At 62.5% G+C, this 16828-nt stretch carries 22 protein-coding genes; 6 read left to right on the plus strand and 16 right to left on the minus strand.

Annotated elements, in window-relative coordinates; translation table 11 throughout:
- Positions 1-40: 40 nt before the first annotated feature.
- The 3 genes from NMB41_RS20685 (at position 41) to NMB41_RS20695 (ending at position 1341) form a co-directional block, all read left to right on the plus strand.
- Positions 41-409, plus strand: coding sequence for a VOC family protein (locus tag NMB41_RS20685; RefSeq protein WP_494379677.1), 369 nt, complete (start codon positions 41-43; stop codon positions 407-409).
- A gap of 85 nt (positions 410-494) precedes the next feature.
- Positions 495-941 carry a DUF2147 domain-containing protein gene (locus NMB41_RS20690; RefSeq protein ID WP_494379678.1) on the plus strand — a complete coding sequence of 149 codons (447 nt, stop codon included), beginning with the start codon at positions 495-497 and terminating at the stop codon, positions 939-941.
- Between the two features lie 58 nt (positions 942-999).
- Positions 1000-1341, plus strand: coding sequence for an SMR family transporter (locus NMB41_RS20695; RefSeq protein WP_494379679.1), 342 nt, complete (start codon positions 1000-1002; stop codon positions 1339-1341).
- A gap of 2 nt (positions 1342-1343) precedes the next feature.
- On the opposite strand, the gene NMB41_RS20700 is transcribed toward NMB41_RS20695, so the two are convergent.
- The 3 genes from NMB41_RS20700 to NMB41_RS20710 all read right to left on the minus strand — a co-directional run bounded on the left by NMB41_RS20700 (position 1344) and on the right by NMB41_RS20710 (position 3261).
- Positions 1344-1739: a hypothetical protein gene (locus tag NMB41_RS20700; RefSeq protein WP_494379680.1), complete on the minus strand. Its 396-nt coding sequence runs from the start codon at positions 1737-1739 to the stop codon at positions 1344-1346.
- A 26-nt stretch (positions 1740-1765) separates the two neighbouring features.
- On the minus strand, positions 1766-1981 hold the full coding sequence (locus NMB41_RS20705) for a hypothetical protein (RefSeq protein WP_494379681.1): 216 nt from the start codon (positions 1979-1981) through the stop codon (positions 1766-1768).
- Between the two features lie 95 nt (positions 1982-2076).
- Entirely contained in the window at positions 2077-3261 is a 1185-nt protein-coding gene (locus tag NMB41_RS20710) for an ATP-binding protein (RefSeq protein ID WP_494379682.1), read from the minus strand.
- Positions 3262-3572: 311 nt separating this feature from the next.
- Here NMB41_RS20710 and NMB41_RS20715 point away from each other — a divergent pair, with 311 nt between their 5' ends.
- On the plus strand, positions 3573-3782 hold the full coding sequence (locus NMB41_RS20715) for a cold-shock protein (protein WP_192053319.1): 210 nt from the start codon (positions 3573-3575) through the stop codon (positions 3780-3782).
- Here the strand turns inward: NMB41_RS20715 and NMB41_RS20720 are convergent.
- Positions 3779-4048 carry a hypothetical protein gene (locus tag NMB41_RS20720; protein ID WP_494379683.1) on the minus strand — a complete coding sequence of 90 codons (270 nt, stop codon included), beginning with the start codon at positions 4046-4048 and terminating at the stop codon, positions 3779-3781. The two genes, NMB41_RS20715 and NMB41_RS20720, sit on opposite strands and share 4 nt — an antisense overlap.
- A 33-nt stretch (positions 4049-4081) precedes the next feature.
- On the opposite strand from NMB41_RS20720, the gene NMB41_RS20725 reads away from it, so the two are divergent.
- The gene (locus NMB41_RS20725; RefSeq protein ID WP_494379684.1) at positions 4082-5128 is read left to right on the plus strand and encodes an IS110 family RNA-guided transposase; all 1047 of its coding nucleotides are present in this window, start codon (positions 4082-4084) and stop codon (positions 5126-5128) included.
- Positions 5129-5472: 344 nt separating this feature from the next.
- Here the strand turns inward: NMB41_RS20725 and NMB41_RS20730 are convergent, their stop codons facing one another.
- From NMB41_RS20730 to tyrS, 12 genes are all read right to left on the minus strand, one after another.
- Complete coding sequence (locus NMB41_RS20730; protein ID WP_494379685.1) at positions 5473-5931, minus strand: MgtC/SapB family protein; 459 nt, start codon at positions 5929-5931, stop codon at positions 5473-5475.
- Between the two features lie 101 nt (positions 5932-6032).
- A complete protein-coding gene (locus NMB41_RS20735) occupies positions 6033-6497 on the minus strand; it encodes a YaiI/YqxD family protein (RefSeq protein WP_494382881.1) in 465 nt (154 codons plus the stop codon).
- Complete coding sequence (gene ruvB, locus NMB41_RS20740; protein WP_494379686.1) at positions 6497-7558, minus strand: Holliday junction branch migration DNA helicase RuvB; 1062 nt, start codon at positions 7556-7558, stop codon at positions 6497-6499. Before ruvB ends, NMB41_RS20735 begins: the two co-directional genes overlap by 1 nt.
- A gap of 21 nt (positions 7559-7579) precedes the next feature.
- Complete coding sequence (gene ruvA / locus NMB41_RS20745) at positions 7580-8158, minus strand: Holliday junction branch migration protein RuvA (protein ID WP_494379687.1); 579 nt, start codon at positions 8156-8158, stop codon at positions 7580-7582.
- 18 nt (positions 8159-8176) lie between these two features.
- The gene (gene ruvC / locus NMB41_RS20750) at positions 8177-8713 is read right to left on the minus strand and encodes a crossover junction endodeoxyribonuclease RuvC (RefSeq protein ID WP_494379688.1); all 537 of its coding nucleotides are present in this window, start codon (positions 8711-8713) and stop codon (positions 8177-8179) included.
- A 202-nt stretch (positions 8714-8915) separates the two neighbouring features.
- Positions 8916-10502, minus strand: coding sequence for a bifunctional phosphoribosylaminoimidazolecarboxamide formyltransferase/IMP cyclohydrolase (gene purH, locus NMB41_RS20755; protein ID WP_494379689.1), 1587 nt, complete (start codon positions 10500-10502; stop codon positions 8916-8918).
- A gap of 87 nt (positions 10503-10589) precedes the next feature.
- Positions 10590-10823: a helix-turn-helix domain-containing protein gene (locus tag NMB41_RS20760; RefSeq protein ID WP_056338842.1), complete on the minus strand. Its 234-nt coding sequence runs from the start codon at positions 10821-10823 to the stop codon at positions 10590-10592.
- A 91-nt stretch (positions 10824-10914) separates the two neighbouring features.
- Positions 10915-11940: a tRNA dihydrouridine synthase DusB gene (gene dusB, locus NMB41_RS20765; RefSeq protein ID WP_494379690.1), complete on the minus strand. Its 1026-nt coding sequence runs from the start codon at positions 11938-11940 to the stop codon at positions 10915-10917.
- A 194-nt stretch (positions 11941-12134) separates the two neighbouring features.
- Positions 12135-12788 carry a histidine phosphatase family protein gene (locus tag NMB41_RS20770; RefSeq protein WP_494379691.1) on the minus strand — a complete coding sequence of 218 codons (654 nt, stop codon included), beginning with the start codon at positions 12786-12788 and terminating at the stop codon, positions 12135-12137.
- A 34-nt stretch (positions 12789-12822) separates the two neighbouring features.
- Positions 12823-13488, minus strand: a complete 666-nt coding sequence (locus NMB41_RS20775; RefSeq protein WP_494379692.1) for a YbhB/YbcL family Raf kinase inhibitor-like protein — start codon at positions 13486-13488, stop codon at positions 12823-12825.
- A 56-nt stretch (positions 13489-13544) separates the two neighbouring features.
- Positions 13545-14003: a D-aminoacyl-tRNA deacylase gene (dtd, locus tag NMB41_RS20780; protein WP_494379693.1), complete on the minus strand. Its 459-nt coding sequence runs from the start codon at positions 14001-14003 to the stop codon at positions 13545-13547.
- Positions 14000-15262 (minus strand): tyrosine--tRNA ligase, encoded by a 1263-nt coding sequence (gene tyrS, locus NMB41_RS20785; protein WP_494379694.1) that lies wholly within the window; start codon positions 15260-15262, stop codon positions 14000-14002. Before tyrS ends, dtd begins: the two co-directional genes overlap by 4 nt.
- Positions 15263-15412: 150 nt before the next feature.
- Here tyrS and NMB41_RS20790 point away from each other — a divergent pair, with 150 nt between their 5' ends.
- Positions 15413-16777, plus strand: coding sequence for a M23 family metallopeptidase (locus NMB41_RS20790; RefSeq protein ID WP_494379695.1), 1365 nt, complete (start codon positions 15413-15415; stop codon positions 16775-16777).
- Positions 16778-16828: the final 51 nt, after the last annotated feature.

The raw sequence follows: 16828 nt of genomic DNA on the forward strand, positions 1-16828 counted from the left end.
GCCGCGTTTTTTTTGACCTGACCTTATCGGGAGGAACACCATGATCCGGGACCACATGTACGTGCTGGCCGTCCACGACCTCGACGTGTCGGAGGCGTTTTACCGCGACGCCCTCGGCTTCACGGCCCAGGACATGGGCGACCCGGGCTGGCGCATGTTCGTGCGCGATGGCTGCCGCATCATGGCGGGCCGTTGCGAGGACGCCATGCCGCCGGCCGAGACCGGTTTTCATTCCTGGTTCGCTTATCTCGTGGTCGAGGACGCCGATGCGGAGCATGCGCGGGCGGTGGCGGCCGGCGCCGAGATCACGAAGGCGCTGCGCGACGAACCCTGGGACATGCGCGAATTCGGCCTGCGCACGGCCGATGGCCACCGCCTGATGGTCGGTCACGAGCTGCCGGCCGCCTGAAACATCCGGCAACGTTTTTATCGCCAAGGAGCACGCAGGGTTTGCTACACTGGCCCTAACGCAACCACAACAACGGAGACACACCATGCGAATTCTGATCAAAGCCGGCCTGCTGGCCACCATGCTGTTCGCTGGCGCCGCCTGGGCGCAAAATACGTCGCCGATCGGCCTCTGGAAGACCATCGACGACGAGAGCGGCAAACCGAAGGCGCTGGTGCGCATTACCGAGGAAAACGGCGCTCTGCAGGGCAAGATCGAAAAGCTGTTCCGCGGCCCGAACGAAGACCAGAATCCGAAGTGCGGCGAGTGCAAGGATTCGCGCAAGGACCAGCCGCTGGTCGGCATGACCATCGTCTCCGGCCTGAAAAAGGACGGCAACGACTACACCGGCGGCGAGATCCTCGACCCGGCCAAGGGCAAGGTCTACAAGAGCAAGGCGACCCTGCGCGACGGCGGCCAGAAACTCGAAGTGCGCGGCTATATCGGCGCCCCGATGTTCGGCCGTTCGCAAGTCTGGCAGCGCGAGCAGTAACCAGTTCCTGATCCATCGAAGCGGCCCGGGTGGCCGCTTTTTTTATTTCGCTATTTCGATGACCCTATTCCAAAGCTATCTGTTCCTGGGCCTGGCCATCGTGGTCGAGGTGATCGCCACCACGGCCCTGAAAGCCACCGACAATTTCACGCGGCTGTGGCCAAGCGTGCTGACCGTCGTCTGCTACGCCGCCTCGTTTTATCTGCTGACCTTCAGCCTGAAGGTGCTGCCGACGGGGATTGCATACGCAATCTGGTCGGGCGTGGGGATCGTCCTGATTTCGATCGTCAGCTGGGTCGTCTACCAGCAGCGCCTGGACCTGCCGGCCCTGCTCGGGCTCGCGCTGATCATCGCGGGAGTGCTGGTAATTAACCTGTTTTCCAAAAGCGTCGACCACTAGCGCTAGACGATCCGGGTGATTTTCGTCATCCGGATCGTGTGCTGCTGCTCCTTGCCTTCGGCCTGCCAGCGCTGGAGCGCTTCCAGGGTCGATTCGTCGATGCGGCGCCAGCTGAAATGGCTCGGTGCGTTGACCGGTTCGAAGTCGGCGAAGTCCTTGCCGATGCGCGTGGCGCGCCAGGTGAAGTCGCCCCAGGTCGAGCGCACCTCGCCATCCTGGAAGGTGATGTGGCTGCCGTCGGTATGCTGGTCGAATGCTTCGTCCGGGAAGCGGCGCGAGCGGAACATGCCCGGCTCGGGGCGGTCGTACTGTTCGTAGAATTCGGTGCCGTCGGCACTCGTTCCCTTCCAGTAGCCTTCAAGGAAATGAAGCTGGGCGAAATCGTCGAAGCTGAACATGGGGGTCTCCCTGGTGGCAATTGGCGTCAGCCGTCCGGGCGCGGCGCGCGGCGCCGGTCGCAGGTACGCTGCTGGGCCGGCGAACATAACACCCGCAGTGCCACCTTGCGCGGTACCCCGACGAGCTGCATGAACTCGAGCGCGGGGGACATGCCATCCGTGCTGAGCAACTTCAAGGCGTCGTCGACCCGCGCTGCCAGATAGGCATTCGCGCGCGGATCGGAATTGGCGCTTCCAGACATTCAATAGCCTCGCTACATCCACCTACTAGCGGCATCCTAGCAAACGACGGCGGACGTGGCGCGCGCTTGGCGTGCGCGAAAGAGTTTGGCGCGCCTCAAGCCGAGCCGGCTTGCGTCTCGTCGCCAGCAAAGCCGACGGGCATGCGCGGCATGGTCACCGTGAAGGTCGTGCCCTCGCCCTCGGTCGATGTCAGGCTGAGCTTGCCGCCGTGGGCATGGATGATTTCGCGTGAGATGAAAAGGCCGATGCCAAGGCTGGTGCGTTCGGTGTAGTCGCCGCTGGCACTGCTGACGTTCGCCGCGATGCGTACCATCGGATCGAAAATGCTCGACAGTTTGTCGGCTGCGATGGCCGGGCCCCGGTTGTTGACCGCGATGGCGAGGTCGCATTCGTCGGCCGTGACCTGCACCGTGACGGGCGTGTCGGGACAGCCGTACTGGATCGCATTGCCGACCAGGTTGGACAACACCTGGGCGATGCGGCTGTCGTCGAAGATGGCATCGAGCTGCGGCGGCACCAGCAGGTCGATCTGCTGCTCCGGATGAAAGGTGCGCAGTTCGTTGACCATCTCTTCGCAGACGGCCACCAGGCTGCCCTGCTTGACCCGGATCGGAATGCCGGGTCCCAGGTGGGTGCGCGTGAAATCGATCAGGTCGTTGATCAGCTTACTCATGCGCTTGCCGCTGTTGAACATGCGCGTCGCAACGAGCACATATTTTGGCGGGATGTCGGTGGCCTGCATCAGGAAACTCGATCCGGTCACCACCGTGCCCAGCGGATTGCGCAGGTCGTGGCCGAGGATGGCCAGGAACATGTTCTGGGACTGCTTGACCATGTATTCGTAGCGCGCCACCGACTCGGCGAGGGCCTGGTCGACCGCTTCGTTAAAGCGGGTCACGTCGGCCAGGTGCACGGGCTGGGTATCCCCGATATCGGCGGCCCAGAGCGTCAGCACGCTGGTGCGCAGGGCGCGGTATTCCGAGACCAGCTGCACGACGGTATAGCCCGACAGCAGGCGCGCTTCGGCGTGGGTTTCGGCGGCGGTGTCGTTCTCGCCCCGCTTGCCCAGGCCCTTCGACTTGGCGGCGCGTTCCGGCGCCGATTGCGAGGTGCCCAGGTCTGCCGCAAAAGCGGCCAGCATCTGGCGCGCATGGTCGCGCAATTCAATATCGTCCATCGTCAGTGCCGGCGGCTCGATGGTGCGCGCGAAATCTTCCCAGGCCTGGAGTATTTTCTCCATATTGTCGTGGATAAAGCTGCCGAGTCGGGATGTTTTCATTGTCATTAAAACCTTTGCGTTTTCCGCTTCAACGAAATTCGCATCGCACGGCTTCCGGATACTAACAGCCATTCCGGCTTATTTATTCTTGACCCCGTAAACACGACGCTTGAAATTAAATCCGAAATCATTAGGATATTTGGAAAAAGCCCTGTATCTTCCATCTCGCACTACATCAAGTCGTTGTTATTGTTGGTCTTTCTCTCCCGCATCGCCTCTCGGCAGCCTGTTTGATTTCCTCCCGTTACACCCTCTCTGGTCGAATGTGCATCCCGGGCGCTGTTGCCCATGCAAATTTAAAGGAAATGTAAATGACTACTCAAACCGGCACCGTCAAATGGTTCAATGATGCTAAAGGCTTCGGCTTTATTACCCCTGACGCAGGCGGCGGCGATTTGTTCGCGCACTTCCAGGATATTCAATCCGAAGGCTTCAAAAGCCTGGCCGAAAACCAGCGCGTCTCGTTCGTGCGCTCGACCGGTCCTAAAGGCGAAAAAGCCGGCAGTATCTGCGCTATCTAATCGACACGATTAAATAATCGGCGCGCACCACGCAGATAGCGCGGGCGAGGCTGAAGCAAAAAACCCGCCATCGGCGGGTTTTTTGCGTTGGGGCTGGGCGATTCACTCGGACAGCTTCTGCATTTCGAGGGCACGAACACGGTCAGCAGGAATGAAATGGACGCCCCCACCTCTACCGCATAGGCGAAGTCCGCGAGTCGGTAGGTTTGGCTGACGGGTGAACCACCGGCAGCCGGTGGTATCTGAAGCTGTTCCAGGGGAAGCATTCCGCTATCCCGTTGAGCCGGAGGGGCCAGATCATGAAAGCGACGGACAAGCAGGTGGTCGGTGTCGACATCGCCAAGAACGTGTTCCAGGTGTACACGGTAGACAAGGGGACCGGGGAGGTGTTCAACAAGCAGATCAAGCGCGCAAAGTTCCTGGAGTGGTTCGCCAACCGCGCGCCCTGCCTGATCGGGATGGAAGCATGCGGCGGGTCCCAGCATTGGGCGCGCCAGCTCCAGGAGATGGGACACGAAGTGAAGCTGATGGGCGGCAAAATGGTCAAGGCGTTCGTCTGCGGGAACAAGAACGACGCGGCCGACGTTTATGCAATCTACCTGGCCGTGCAGCAGCCGGGCATAAAAGCTGTGGCGGTCAAGACCGAAGGCCAACAGGCGATCCTGGCACTGCACCGCATCCGCGAAGGCCTGGTGAAGGCGCGTACGGCGACGATCAACGCGTTGCGCGGCCTGCTGGCGGAATACGGCGAAGTGTTCGGGAAGGGACGAAAATCGTTCGACGAGGGCATAAAAGAGGCGCTCGAACGGCTGGCGGAACGGCTGCCGGCGCCGCTGATCGATGCGCTGCGCGACCAGTGGAACGAAGTGGCCCGGCTGGACGAGCGGATGGCCAATATCGAGCGATCGTTGCAGGGATGGATGCGCCAGGACTCCGCCGCGAAGGCCATCGCCGACATCCCAGGTGTCGGCTTGATCACCGCTACCGCGGCGGTGGCCACCATGGGCGACGCCAAGGCGTTCCGGTCTGGCCGTGAGTTTGCGGCCTATGTCGGCCTGATACCTGGCCAGACCGGGAGCGGGGGCAAGGTGAAGTTGCTGGGCATGAGCAAACGTGGCGACACCTACCTGCGCAAGATGATCATAAACGGCGCGCGGTCGGTGGTCGAGCACAGCAAAACACCGAGTCCGTGGCTGCAGCAGATCAGCGCGCGACGGCCATACAACGTGGTCGTCGTGGCCGTGGCCAACAAGATCGCGCGCACGATCTGGGCGATGCTGGCCCACGGGCGCAAGTACGACAAGGAATATGTCAGCTCGATGCCGCAGGCAGCGGCAACGACGTGAGACGAATCGATTTTTTGAAAGGATGGCACGTCACCAGTTGCGACAGGTGTAGACAGCGATGACAGACAGGTTAGACCGGGACCCATCAAGCCTGACGAACCGTCTGGGCTAACAGCCCGCAGCAGGAATGAGGCGTGGGTCAGCGGATTTCATCGGGGCCAGCGGCGTCCGCCGTGCAAGGCCGGATATAGAACTGCGACTTTCCTCGTCTGAACAAAGCTGAAAATACCTTGCAAAAGGGGGGGCGTCCATATAGACGGTTCGGGGCAGGAAGAGAACGCTGCACACTTCTGCGCACGTTTTCGATAGCAGCACTTCCAGCGTCCCCAGGCTTCATCGCGCGCTTAGGCGTCGCCGTTATTCCTGGCCGTGCTGCGCACCAGCGCCAGGATCACCAGCGCAAACAGGGCGCTCACCACCGCGGTCGCTTCGCGTCCCATGCCGGCGGCAATGCCGACGGCGGCCGTGAGCCAGACGCTGGCGGCGGTGGTCAGGCCTTTGATGTCGTTCTTGTTGTTTTGCTTGAGGATGGCGCCGGCGCCGAGGAAACCGATGCCTGCCGTCACGCCCTGCAGGACGCGCGACAAGTCCTGGATGCTCATGCCGGCCTGCAGCGGAATAAGCACGAACAGGGCCGAGCCGAGCGAGACCAGCATGTGGGTGCGCAGGCCGGCCGAGGCGCCGACCGACTCGCGCTCATAACCGAGGATCCCGCCCAGCGTGATCGCCACCAGCAGCCGTACCACCAGCCGGGTGATCGATTCGACGTCGCCCAGGTCCGAGAATTCCTGCTGTATTGTCATCCAGCTTTGTTGCCACCACACGTAGTCGCTCCTGTCAGATTTCCGAAGATCATGACAGATTAGCGGGCTCGGCGGCGCACGGGGCGGCCCGGCGCCCGATCTCAGCTTGGGGTCTTGCGCGGCGCGTGGCGCGCCAGGTGGCGGTCGAGCGAATTCGCGAACTGCTGGCGGTCGGACTGGCTGAAGGCGGCCGGGCCGCCGGTGTCGACGCCGCCACTGCGCAATTCCTCCATGAAGGCGCGCATCGTCAGCTGCTGGGCGATGGTGTCCTTGGTATAAAAATCGCCGCGCGGATTGAGGGCGAAGCCGCCCTTCTCCAGCACCAGCGCCGCCAGCGGGATGTCGCCGGTAACGACCAGGTCGCCCGGGTTCAAGCGCTCGACGATCTCGGCATCTGCCACGTCGGCGCCGCTGGGCACCTGCACCGAGCGGATGAATTTCGAACCCGGTACGCGCAGCAGCTGGTTCGCCACCAGCGTCACCTGGATTTGCGTGCGTTCGGCGACGCGGTAGAGGATGTCCTTGATGACGGCGGGGCAGGCGTCGGCGTCGACCCAGATCTCCATCACCGCAGCGGGTCCCACAAGTCCCCGGTCGGGCTGATGCGCGGAGCGGCGACGCCGAAGTGCATGTACGCCGCCGGCGTGGCGATGCGCCCGCGCGGCGTGCGCTGCAGATAGCCCTGCTGGATCAGATAGGGTTCCAGCACGTCTTCGATGGTGTCGGCCGCTTCGCCGATGGCCGCGGCCAGGTTGCCGATGCCGACCGGCCCGCCGCCGAATTTAAACAGCACCGCTTCCAGCAGCTTGCGGTCCATGACGTCGAAGCCGACCGAGTCGACGTCGAGCATGATCAGGGCCAGGTCCGCGATCTCTTTCGTGATCTGTCCATTGCCCTTGACTTCCGCATAGTCGCGCACGCGGCGCAGCAGGCGGTTCGCGATACGCGGCGTGCCGCGCGCGCGCAGGGCGACTTCATGCGCGCCCTCCTGATCGATCGGGGCTTCGAGCAGCGCCGCGCTGCGGGTGACGATCTTGGTCAGCTCGGCGACGTTATAGAACTCGAGGCGGGCGACGATGCCGAAGCGGTCGCGCAAAGGATTGGTCAGCATGCCGGCGCGCGTGGTGGCGCCGACCAGGGTAAAGGGCTGCAGGTCGAGTTTTACCGAACGCGCGGCCGGCCCTTCGCCGATCACGATGTCGATCTGGTAATCCTCGAGTGCCGGATACAGGATCTCCTCGACCACCGGCGACAGGCGGTGGATCTCGTCGATGAAGAGCACGTCGTTCGGTTCGAGATTGGTCAGAATGGCGGCCAGGTCGCCCGGGCGCTCGAGTACCGGACCCGAGGTCTGGCGCAGGTTCACGCCCATCTCGCGCGCAATGATGTGGGCCAGCGTGGTTTTACCCAGGCCCGGCGGGCCGAACAGGAGCGTGTGGTCCAGCGCTTCGCGCCGTTTGCGGGCAGCGGAAATGAAGATTTCGAGCTGGCTGCGAATCTTTTCCTGGCCGACGTATTCGTCGAGCTGCTTCGGGCGCAAGGCGCGCTCGATCGCCTCCTCGTTGGGCGAGCTTGGGGCGGCGTCGATGACCCGCTGCTCGGTGAAATTGTCGGTCTGGATGCTCATGGATTATCTTTGTAAAACAGGTCAGGCCTTGGACAGCGCCTTCAGGGCAAACTTGATGCCGTCCGACACGGTCGAACCGGCCGGCAGGTTCTTGATGGCCAGCAGTGCTTCCTTGTCAGAATACCCCAAAGACTGCAGTGCGTTGAGCACGTCGGACTGGGTATCGTCGCGCGGCGCGCCGCCGACGATGCCGAGGTCGGCGCCGATCTTGCCCTTCAGTTCCAGCAGCAGGCGCTCGGCGGTCTTCTTGCCGATGCCGGGCACTTTCACCAGGCGACCCGATTCCTGCAAGGTCACGGCTTGCGCCAGGTCGGCCACCGTCATGCCGGACAAAATCGCCAGCGCCGTGCGCGCACCGACGCCGGTGATCTTGATCAGCTGGCGAAACAGCGCGCGCTCGCTGGCGCTGCCGAAGCCGAACAGCAAATGCGCATCCTCGCGGATCGCCTGGTGGGTGAACAGCACCACCTTTTCGCCCGTATGCGGCAGGTTATAAAAGGTGCTCATCGGCACGTCGACTTCGTAGCCGACGCCCTGGCAGTCCACCAGCAGTTGCGGCGGGTTCTTTTCCAGCAGAATTCCGGAGATGCGACCAATCATGGTGGACCTTTCTTTTAATTAGACGAGACGGCCGTTCTTCATGCGCAGCGTGGTCTTTTGCGGGCTGAGCACGTTGAGCAGCGCCAGCGTGTCGTGCGTGTGGGCGTGGCAGATGGCGACACCGAGCGCGTCGGCCGCATCGCTCCCGGGCAGCCCCGGCAGTTTCAGGAGGCGCGCGACCATGTCCTGCACTTGCGGTTTGGCGGCCTTGCCGGTGCCGACGACGGATTGCTTGATCTGGGTGGGCGAATATTCCGCGACTTCGAGATCGGCGCCGACCAGCGCGCAAATCGCCGCACCGCGCGCCTGGCCGAGCAGCAGGGTCGACTGCGGGTTGACGTTGACGAACACTTTTTCGATGGCCGCGCACTGCGGGCCATAAATGGCGACCACTTCACGCACGCCGTCGAGAATGATCTTCAGGCGCGGCGGCAAGGCGCCTTCCAGGCCGGACTTGATGGTGCCGGAGGCGATATAGCGCAGTTTGCTGCCGTGTTTTTCAATAACCCCAAAGCCGGTGGTGCGCAGGCCCGGGTCGATGCCGAGGATAATCATGGACGAATGTTATACCGGCCAGCAACGTTCGTGGGAAAAATACTGTGTAAAAACACAGGTAGGGTGGGCACTCCGTGCCCACGCGGAACGATGCGTCGTGGTAACGCGACAATGATTGACTCGATAACGCATCGATAATCGGTCTGCACGATTATCACACGTGCGTTGAACGCGTGGACGGGGAACCCGTCCACCCTACAAATCAATGACGGAAGTGACGCGTGCCCGTGTAGAGCATGACGACACCACGCTCGTCCGCCGCGTCGATCACTTCCTGGTCGCGCATCGAGCCGCCCGGATGAATGACGCAGGTCGCACCGGCATCGACCACGACATCGAGGCCATCGCGGAACGGGAAGAAGGCATCCGACGCCACCGCAGAACCGGCGAGCGACAAGCCGGCGTTCTGCGCCTTGATCGACGCGATGCGGGCCGAATCGATTCGGCTCATCTGCCCTGCCCCGACGCCCAGCGTCATGCCGTTAGCGCAGAAGACGATCGCGTTCGACTTCACGAACTTGGCCACGCGCCAGGCGAACATCATGTCCTGCAGCTGCTGCGGGGTCGGCTGCTTCTTGCTCACCACGCGCAAGTCGCCAATGCTGACGTTCTTCGCGTCCGGCGCCTGCACCAGCAAGCCGCCGCCGACGCGTTTGACGTCGTACGGGTTCTGGCCCTTGCCGAGCGAAATCTCCAGCAGGCGCACGTTCTGCTTGGCCGCCATGATTTGGCGCGCTTCCGGCGTGAACGATGGCGCGATCAGCACTTCGACGAACAGCTTGGCCAGCGCTTCGGCCGCGCGGCCGTCGACTTCGACGTTGAAGGCGATGATGCCGCCAAAGGCCGAGGTCGGGTCGGTCTGCAGGGCGCGGGTGTAGGAATCCAATGCGTCGGTGCCGATGGCCACGCCGCACGGGTTGGCGTGCTTGACGATCACGCAACCAGCAGGTTGCGCAAAACCGCCCAGCGATTTCACACACTCCCAGGCCGCATCGGCATCGGCGATGTTGTTGTACGACAGTTCCTTGCCCTGCAGCTGGCGGTAATTCGCCAGTGCGCCATCGACCGTGACGATGTCGCGGTAGAACGCCGCGCCCTGGTGCGGGTTCTCGCCGTAGCGCATGTCCTGCACTTTTTCAAAGGACATGTTGATGGTTGCCGGATAGCTCGAGCGCGTCGCGTGCTGCTTGTCTTCGCCCAGGCTGGTCAGGTAATTGGTGATGGCGCCGTCGTATTGCGCGGTGTGCGCGAAGACTTTCTTGGCCAGGCGGAACTTGGTGTCGTAGCTCACCGCGCCGGCGGTCGCGCCCGTGCCCTTCATTTCGGCCAGCACCACGCCATAGTCGCTCGGATCGCACACCACGACCACGTCGCGGTGGTTCTTGGCGGCCGAGCGCAGCATGGTCGGGCCGCCGATGTCGATGTTCTCGATCGCGTCTTCCAGCGAACAGTCATCCTTGGCGACGGTCGCCTGGAAGGGATACAGGTTGACCACGACCATGTCGATCTGCGGAATGCCGTGCTCTTGCAGCTTGGCCACATGCTCAGGGAAATCGCGGCGCGCGAGGATGCCGCCGTGGACCTTCGGGTGCAGGGTCTTGACGCGGCCATCGAGCATTTCCGGAAAGCCCGTGTAGTCGGCCACTTCAGTCACCGGCACGCCATTGTCTTGCAAGAGCTTGGCGGTGCCGCCGGTGGACAGGATATCGACGCCGAGTGCGGACAGGGCGCGCGCGAAATCGAGCACGCCGGTCTTGTCGGAGACGGAAATAAGAGCTTGTTTGATCATGGGGTGGCCACAGTTGATGAGAATTCGGTACGGATTCCCGGCGCGCCATGTTGGCCGCGCCCACGCGGCCACGCGTGCCGGTGAAGCTTAGAGCAGTCCGTGCTCTTGCAGTTTCTTGCGCAAGGTATTGCGGTTGATGCCCAGCATCTGGGCCGCATGCGACTGGTTGCCGTCGGCGCGCGTCATCACCACTTCCAGGATCGGCTTTTCGACCGTCATGACCATCATGTCGTAGATGTTCGTCGGCTTTTGCTCGCCCAAGTCGTTGAAATAGTCCTCGAGGCTTTTCTGGACAACTTCCTGGATACTCTCTTTGCTCATGTCTGCTGCTTCATCCTGGTTAGTGATTGCTCCGCCAGTTGTGCCGGCGGTGTCCCCAAATCGTTTTTGTAGTTTTACGTGCTTTTGTTATTTACGCTGCCATCGGTTCGACGGCAGGAACTGCGGGCCGGTATTGTAACCGTTCGCCATGACGAAGTTGCGATTCAAAAAAATTATCGACGGCCGCGAGCTGCTCGGCGGTCGTTTCCAGCAGGTTCATCCGCTGACGGAAAACTTCTCCGCCCGGCAAATCCTCGACATACCAGCCTATGTGCTTGCGCGCGCTGCGCACGCCGATGTAGTCGCCATAAAAGGCGTAATGCGCCGGCAGGTGTTCGTTCATGAGCGCGCGCACTTCTTCCACCATGGGCGCCGGCAGGTGTTCGCCGGTGCGCAAATAATGGTCGATCTCGCGGCAGATCCAGGGCCGGCCCTGAGCCGCGCGACCGATCATGATGGCGTCCGCACCCGTGTAGTCCAGCACAAATTTCGCTTTTTCCGGCGTCGTGATGTCGCCATTGGCGACGACCGGAATGCCGACCGCCGCCTTGACGGCGCGGATCGTGTCGTATTCGGCCTCGCCCTTGTAGCCGTCCGCGCGCGTGCGGCCGTGCAGGGTCAGCATCTGGATGCCGGCCTGTTCGGCCATGCGCGCAATGGTCAAGGCATTCTTGTTTTGGCGGTCCCAGCCGGTGCGGAATTTCAGCGTCACCGGCACGTCCACCGCCTGCACCACCGCGTTCAAGATGCGCTCGACCAGGTCTTCGTGCTGCAGCAAGGCCGACCCGCACCAGCTGTTGCACACCTTTTTCACGGGGCAACCCATGTTGATGTCGATGATCTGGGCGCCGCGCTCGACGTTGTGACGTGCGCAGTCGGCCAGGTCTTGCGGGTCGGCGCCGGCGATCTGCACCGCTTTCGGCTCCATCTCGCCCTCGTGGTCGGTGCGGCGGCTGGTCTTTTCGCTGGCCCACAGGCGCGGATTGGAGGCGGCCATCTCGGACACGGCATAGCCCGCTCCGAGCTGTTTGCACAGCTGCCGGAACGGACGGTCGGTCACGCCCGCCATGGGGGCGACGAAGACGTTATTGCGCAGTGTATAGGGGCCGATTTGCACAGCGGAACCAGGTAAAGAATGGATGGGAACCCGCTATTTTACCTGAACTACTGCTCAAATTAAGGGCAATATTTTTCCGAAACTGTCGCGCACGGGATAATCCGGTGTGGACAGAAGGGAAAGGAATGCTTTAGGGGCTTACCCGGCAGGCATGCGCAGACCGGGGAATCGGCTGCGCATGCGCGGGGTTGCGTTCAAATATCGTCGAGGACGGCTGGCTGCAGATGAGCCACTTCGCCCCAGCTGACCAGTTCGAATTGTCCGTCGCGCACGATAAACCGGTTGATGCTGGCATTGAGCACCTTGAAGTCGCGCGGGGTGTCCAGGGACAGGCCGAGCGCGGCGCGGTAGATGCACTCGAGCACGCCGCCATGGGCGACGATGGCCAGCGATTGTCCAGGATTGTCGGACGCCCAGCCAAGGATGGCGCTGGTGACCCGCTCGTAGAATTCCCGGAAGCTTTCGCCGCGGTTCTGCCCTGGCGGCAGCTGGGCGTCGACGTCGCGCGCCTGCCAGGCAGCAAACTCTTGCGGGAAACGCTCGGCAATGTCGGCGTACAGCAAGCCTTCGAAGCCGCCGTAGCAGCGCTCGCGCAGGCGTCCATCTATATAGAGGGGCAGGCCGCTGACCTCGCCGAGCGCCTTGGCGGTCTGGCTGGCACGCGACAGGTCGCTCGAGACGAGCAGGTCGAAGTGTTCGCCGGCCAGGCTGGCGGCCAGGGCGCGCGCCTGGCGCTGCCCTTCTTCGTTCAAATCGATATCGAGGTGGCCCTGCAGGCGGCGCTCAAAGTTCCAGGCAGTTTCGCCATGACGGATCAGTACGATCCGGGTCGGGGTGTCGTTGTGCATGCGTTTTCAAAATCGCCCGCGGCTGCGGGCGTAATCATGTGGAAAGCGTGGGCGCGATCGCGGGATTGAGCGAATAAACCCCGAAGATCTGCGCTTCGTCGAGGATGTGGCCGGTCAGCGCCAGCCGCGCTTCGGCGCAGCTGAAGCTGCCGTCGAGCGGAAACTCGGGAATGTCGAGTGCGTAGATTGTAAACACATAGGTGTGAACGCGCTCGTCGTTCCATGGCGGACACGGCCCGTCGTAGCCGAAATACTCGCCGGCCATGCCGGGGTCGGCTGCGAACCAGCCGGTATAGTCGTTCACGCCCTGGCGCAGCTGGTGCTCGGTACCGTTCTTGACGAGGAAGGACACGTTCGGACCGCTCTTGCCGCCGGGTGTGACCTTGTCGGAGAACTGGCCCTCGCTGATGGACTTCAGGCTGGCCGGGATGTCGACCAGCGCCCAGTGATGGAAATCGGCGCGCTTGAGCGACTCGGGCACGCTCCTGCCCTCCTTGTTGACGTCGGTGCCGTCAGTGGGGGCGTCGACGTCCACGCAGAGGATGACGAGCGACTGGGTGCCGGCCGGCACGTCGTCCCAGGCAAGGTGGGGATTGCGGTTGCTGGACAGGCGCACATGCGCCGCCGGATCGATGACCGCGAACGCACACTCGGGTGGAATCGCCCCGCCCTCGGTAAACGAATCACTCCAGATCTTCATCTTCGACTCCACTGGGCCTCCCTCTTAAGTATTGACCGCGCGCTGCGGTACGGGTTTCAACGCGAAACAACGACAGGATCAACACGCAGCCAGATGGTGACCGGACCGTCGTTGGTCAGGCTCACTTTCATGTCGGCGCCAAATTGACCGGTTTCAACTTTGCCATGTCGCGCCCGCGCCTGGCGCACGAAATAATCGAACAGGCGGCGGCCATCGTCGGGACTGGCCGCGGGCGAAAACGAAGGACGGGTGCCGGAGCGGGTATCGGCCGCCAGCGTGAACTGAGGCACGAGCAGTAGCGCGCCTTCCGTATCGGTGACGCTGCGGTTCATCTTGCCGGCCTCGTCCGAAAACACGCGGTAGCCGAGCAGCTTGGTGAGTAAAGCGTCGGCCTCGCGCTCGGTGTCGCCCTTTTCGGCGCACACCAGCACCATCAGGCCGGCGTCGATCGCGCCGACCGTGGCGCCGTCGACCACGACGCCGGCGTGGCTGACGCGTTGCAGCAGGCCGATCATCCGGTGAAATTCACGCGGGCGAACTTGCGCTTGCCAACCTGCATCACGAAACTGCCCGCTTCGACCTTCAGGTTTTTGTCCGACACCACCTCGCCGTCGATGCGCACGCCACCCTGGTCGACCATGCGCATGGCTTCCGAGGTCGAGGCGCACAGGCCGGCCGCCTTCAGCAGCTGGGCCACGCCCAGCGGCGCGCCGGACACCGCCACTTCCGGCACGTCGTCCGGGACGCCGCCCTTCGAGCGGTTGACGAAGTCGGCCAGCGCGTCGGTGGCCGCCTGCGCCGAATGGAAGCGGGTCACGATTTCCTGGCCCAGCGCCACTTTGGCGTCGCGCGGGTTGGCGCCGCCTTCGACGGCTGCCTTCAATGCCGCGATGTCCTCGAGCGAACGGAACGAGAGCAGCTCGAAATAGCGCCACATCATCGTGTCGGAAATGCTCATCAGCTTGGCGAACATGGTGTTCGGCGCTTCGGTGATGCCGATGTAATTGTTCTTCGACTTGGACATCTTCTCGACGCCGTCCAGGCCTTCCAGCAGCGGCATGGTCAAGATGCACTGTGGCTCTTGCCCGTAGTCCTTCTGAAGTTCGCGTCCAACCAGCAAGTTAAATTTCTGATCCGTTCCACCTAGCTCAAGATCCGATTTCAAAGCGACCGAATCGTAGCCCTGCATGAGCGGATACAGGAACTCATGCACAGCAATGGGAGTCCCACTCTTGTAGCGCTTGGTGAAGTCGTCGCGTTCCATCATGCGGGCAACGGTGTAGCGCGAGGCCAATTGAATCATGCCGCGCGCGCCGAGCGGGTCGCACCATTCGGAGTTGTAGCGCATTTCGGTGCGCTCGGCGTCGAGCACGAGGGAAGCCTGACGGAAATAGGTCATGGCGTTTTCCTCGACCTGTTCGCGGGTCAGCGGCGGGCGCGTCACGTTGCGGCCCGACGGATCGCCGATCATTGAGGTGAAGTCGCCAATCAGGAAGATCACCTGGTGGCCCAGGTTCTGGAGCTGGCGCAGCTTGTTCAGCACCACGGTGTGGCCCAGGTGCAGGTCGGGTGCGGTCGGGTCCAGGCCCAGCTTGATGCGCAGTGGGGTGCCGGTCTTTTCCGAGCGCACCAGCTTGTTTACGAATTCGCTTTCGATCAGGAGTTCGTCGACGCCGCGTTTGGTGATGGCGAGCGCTTCCTGGACCTTGTCCGACAACGGCAGTTGGGTCTTGGAAACAGAGTTGTTAGTACTGCAAGACGCGGAGTCTGTCATAAATTCTTTGTAGGAGTTTGGCTAAAACGGTTGTAGGACGCGATATTTTGGTACAATGCTCGATCCCATCAATCTTGCCGCATGAAAACTTTTTAAAACAACAAGAAAAATAGTGGTCCTAAGTTCAAGCGGTAAATTTTAACTGATTGCATGAACCCAATCCAAAAAATCACCAATAGCAGCCTGTCCCGCCTGACGAATATGAGTCGCAAGACCCGTGTCGTCAGCGCCGGCGCCCTGACCCTCGCACTGTGCGCTTTCGGCGCCGTTGCGACGGCGCCAGTCGCCCAGGACGACAGCGACGTCAACGTCGTGTCGGTCGCGGAGACCCTGGCCCTGCCCAACCTTTCCGACCAGATCGCCGCCCTCCAGCAGGACGAGCAGGAATTCATTCACGAAGAGCGCGTCCGTTCGGGCGACTCGGTGGGCACCATGCTCAGCCGTCTCGGCGTGAACGATGCCCAGGCGCAGAATTTCATCCGCTCCGACAAGCTCGCCCGCCGCATCCTCTCGCTGAAAAACGGCAAGCGCCTGCAGGCCGAGACCGACGAGAACGGCCAGCTGCTGTCGCTGCGCGCCACCCTGGCCGACAAGAATAGCGCGCCGATGACGCTCACCATCGCACGCGATGGCGACGGCTTCAAGGCTTCCCAAGCCCCTGCCAAGCTCGAGCGCCGCGTCGAAATGCGTTCGCGCGAGATCAAGAGTTCCTCGCTGTACTCGGCCACCGACGCGAACGTCGACGGCGGCTCGATCCCGGATTCGATCGTCGGTGAAATCGTGCAAATGTTCTCGACGAACATCGACTTCCGCGGCGACCTGAAACGCGGCGACCGCTTCAACGTCGTCTACGAAACCTTCTGGCTCGACGGCGAACTGGTGAAGACCGGCCGCATTCTGGCAGGCGAATTCATCAACCGCGGCACCAGCCACCAGGCCGTGTGGTTCGAAGACCCGGTCACCAAGCAAGGCGGCTACTACAGCCTCGACGGCAAATCGCTGAAAAAAGCCTTCCTCAAGTCGCCGCTGGAATTCTCGCGCGTCTCGTCGGGCTTCTCGAACCGCGTGCACCCGATCTCCGGCCAGTGGAAAGCGCACAAGGGCATCGACTACGCAGCCTCGACTGGCACCCCGATCCGCGCCGCAGGCGACGGCACGGTCGAGTCCGTCGGTGTCTCTGGCGGCTACGGCAACATGGTCGTCATCAAGCACTGGTCGAACTACAGCACCGCCTACGCCCACATGAGCCGTTTCGGCAGCGGCCTGCGCAAAGGCGCCAAGGTCAGCCAGGGCCAGGTCATCGGCTATGTCGGCTCGACCGGCTGGTCCACCGGCGCCCACCTGCACTATGAGTTCCGCGTCGCCAATGTTGCACGCGATCCGAACACGCTGAAGAACCTGATGGCCGCACCGCTGACCAACGGCGAAATGGCCCGCTTCAAGATGGCTGCCGCGGAAATGAACCACCGCTTCTCGCTGATGACCCCGGGCGGCAACGCCATGGCCGCCCGCTAAGCGCACCCTGCTCCCATCAACGCCTTCCGTTGCTTAACCGCACGGAAGGCG

The sequence above is a fragment of the Massilia sp. FBCC-B171 genome (assembly GCF_059134155.1).

What these genes read in the sequence shown, in the direction of transcription:
- NMB41_RS20685 (WP_494379677.1), top strand. Translation starts at nt 41, where the DNA reads ATGATCCGGGACCACATGTACGTGCTGGCCGTCCACGACCTCGACGTG.
- NMB41_RS20690 (WP_494379678.1), top strand. Translation starts at nt 495, where the DNA reads ATGCGAATTCTGATCAAAGCCGGCCTGCTGGCCACCATGCTGTTCGCT.
- NMB41_RS20695 (WP_494379679.1), top strand. Translation starts at nt 1,000, where the DNA reads ATGACCCTATTCCAAAGCTATCTGTTCCTGGGCCTGGCCATCGTGGTC.
- NMB41_RS20700 (WP_494379680.1), bottom strand. Translation starts at nt 1,739, where the DNA reads ATGTTCAGCTTCGACGATTTCGCCCAGCTTCATTTCCTTGAAGGCTAC.
- NMB41_RS20705 (WP_494379681.1), bottom strand. Translation starts at nt 1,981, where the DNA reads ATGTCTGGAAGCGCCAATTCCGATCCGCGCGCGAATGCCTATCTGGCA.
- NMB41_RS20710 (WP_494379682.1), bottom strand. Translation starts at nt 3,261, where the DNA reads ATGAAAACATCCCGACTCGGCAGCTTTATCCACGACAATATGGAGAAA.
- NMB41_RS20715 (WP_192053319.1), top strand. Translation starts at nt 3,573, where the DNA reads ATGACTACTCAAACCGGCACCGTCAAATGGTTCAATGATGCTAAAGGC.
- NMB41_RS20720 (WP_494379683.1), bottom strand. Translation starts at nt 4,048, where the DNA reads ATGCTTCCCCTGGAACAGCTTCAGATACCACCGGCTGCCGGTGGTTCA.
- NMB41_RS20725 (WP_494379684.1), top strand. Translation starts at nt 4,082, where the DNA reads ATGAAAGCGACGGACAAGCAGGTGGTCGGTGTCGACATCGCCAAGAAC.
- NMB41_RS20730 (WP_494379685.1), bottom strand. Translation starts at nt 5,931, where the DNA reads ATGACAATACAGCAGGAATTCTCGGACCTGGGCGACGTCGAATCGATC.
- NMB41_RS20735 (WP_494382881.1), bottom strand. Translation starts at nt 6,497, where the DNA reads ATGGAGATCTGGGTCGACGCCGACGCCTGCCCCGCCGTCATCAAGGAC.
- ruvB (WP_494379686.1), bottom strand. Translation starts at nt 7,558, where the DNA reads ATGAGCATCCAGACCGACAATTTCACCGAGCAGCGGGTCATCGACGCC.
- ruvA (WP_494379687.1), bottom strand. Translation starts at nt 8,158, where the DNA reads ATGATTGGTCGCATCTCCGGAATTCTGCTGGAAAAGAACCCGCCGCAA.
- ruvC (WP_494379688.1), bottom strand. Translation starts at nt 8,713, where the DNA reads ATGATTATCCTCGGCATCGACCCGGGCCTGCGCACCACCGGCTTTGGG.
- purH (WP_494379689.1), bottom strand. Translation starts at nt 10,502, where the DNA reads ATGATCAAACAAGCTCTTATTTCCGTCTCCGACAAGACCGGCGTGCTC.
- NMB41_RS20760 (WP_056338842.1), bottom strand. Translation starts at nt 10,823, where the DNA reads ATGAGCAAAGAGAGTATCCAGGAAGTTGTCCAGAAAAGCCTCGAGGAC.
- NMB41_RS20770 (WP_494379691.1), bottom strand. Translation starts at nt 12,788, where the DNA reads ATGCACAACGACACCCCGACCCGGATCGTACTGATCCGTCATGGCGAA.
- NMB41_RS20775 (WP_494379692.1), bottom strand. Translation starts at nt 13,488, where the DNA reads ATGAAGATCTGGAGTGATTCGTTTACCGAGGGCGGGGCGATTCCACCC.
- dtd (WP_494379693.1), bottom strand. Translation starts at nt 14,003, where the DNA reads ATGATCGGCCTGCTGCAACGCGTCAGCCACGCCGGCGTCGTGGTCGAC.
- tyrS (WP_494379694.1), bottom strand. Translation starts at nt 15,262, where the DNA reads ATGACAGACTCCGCGTCTTGCAGTACTAACAACTCTGTTTCCAAGACC.
- NMB41_RS20790 (WP_494379695.1), top strand. Translation starts at nt 15,413, where the DNA reads ATGAACCCAATCCAAAAAATCACCAATAGCAGCCTGTCCCGCCTGACG.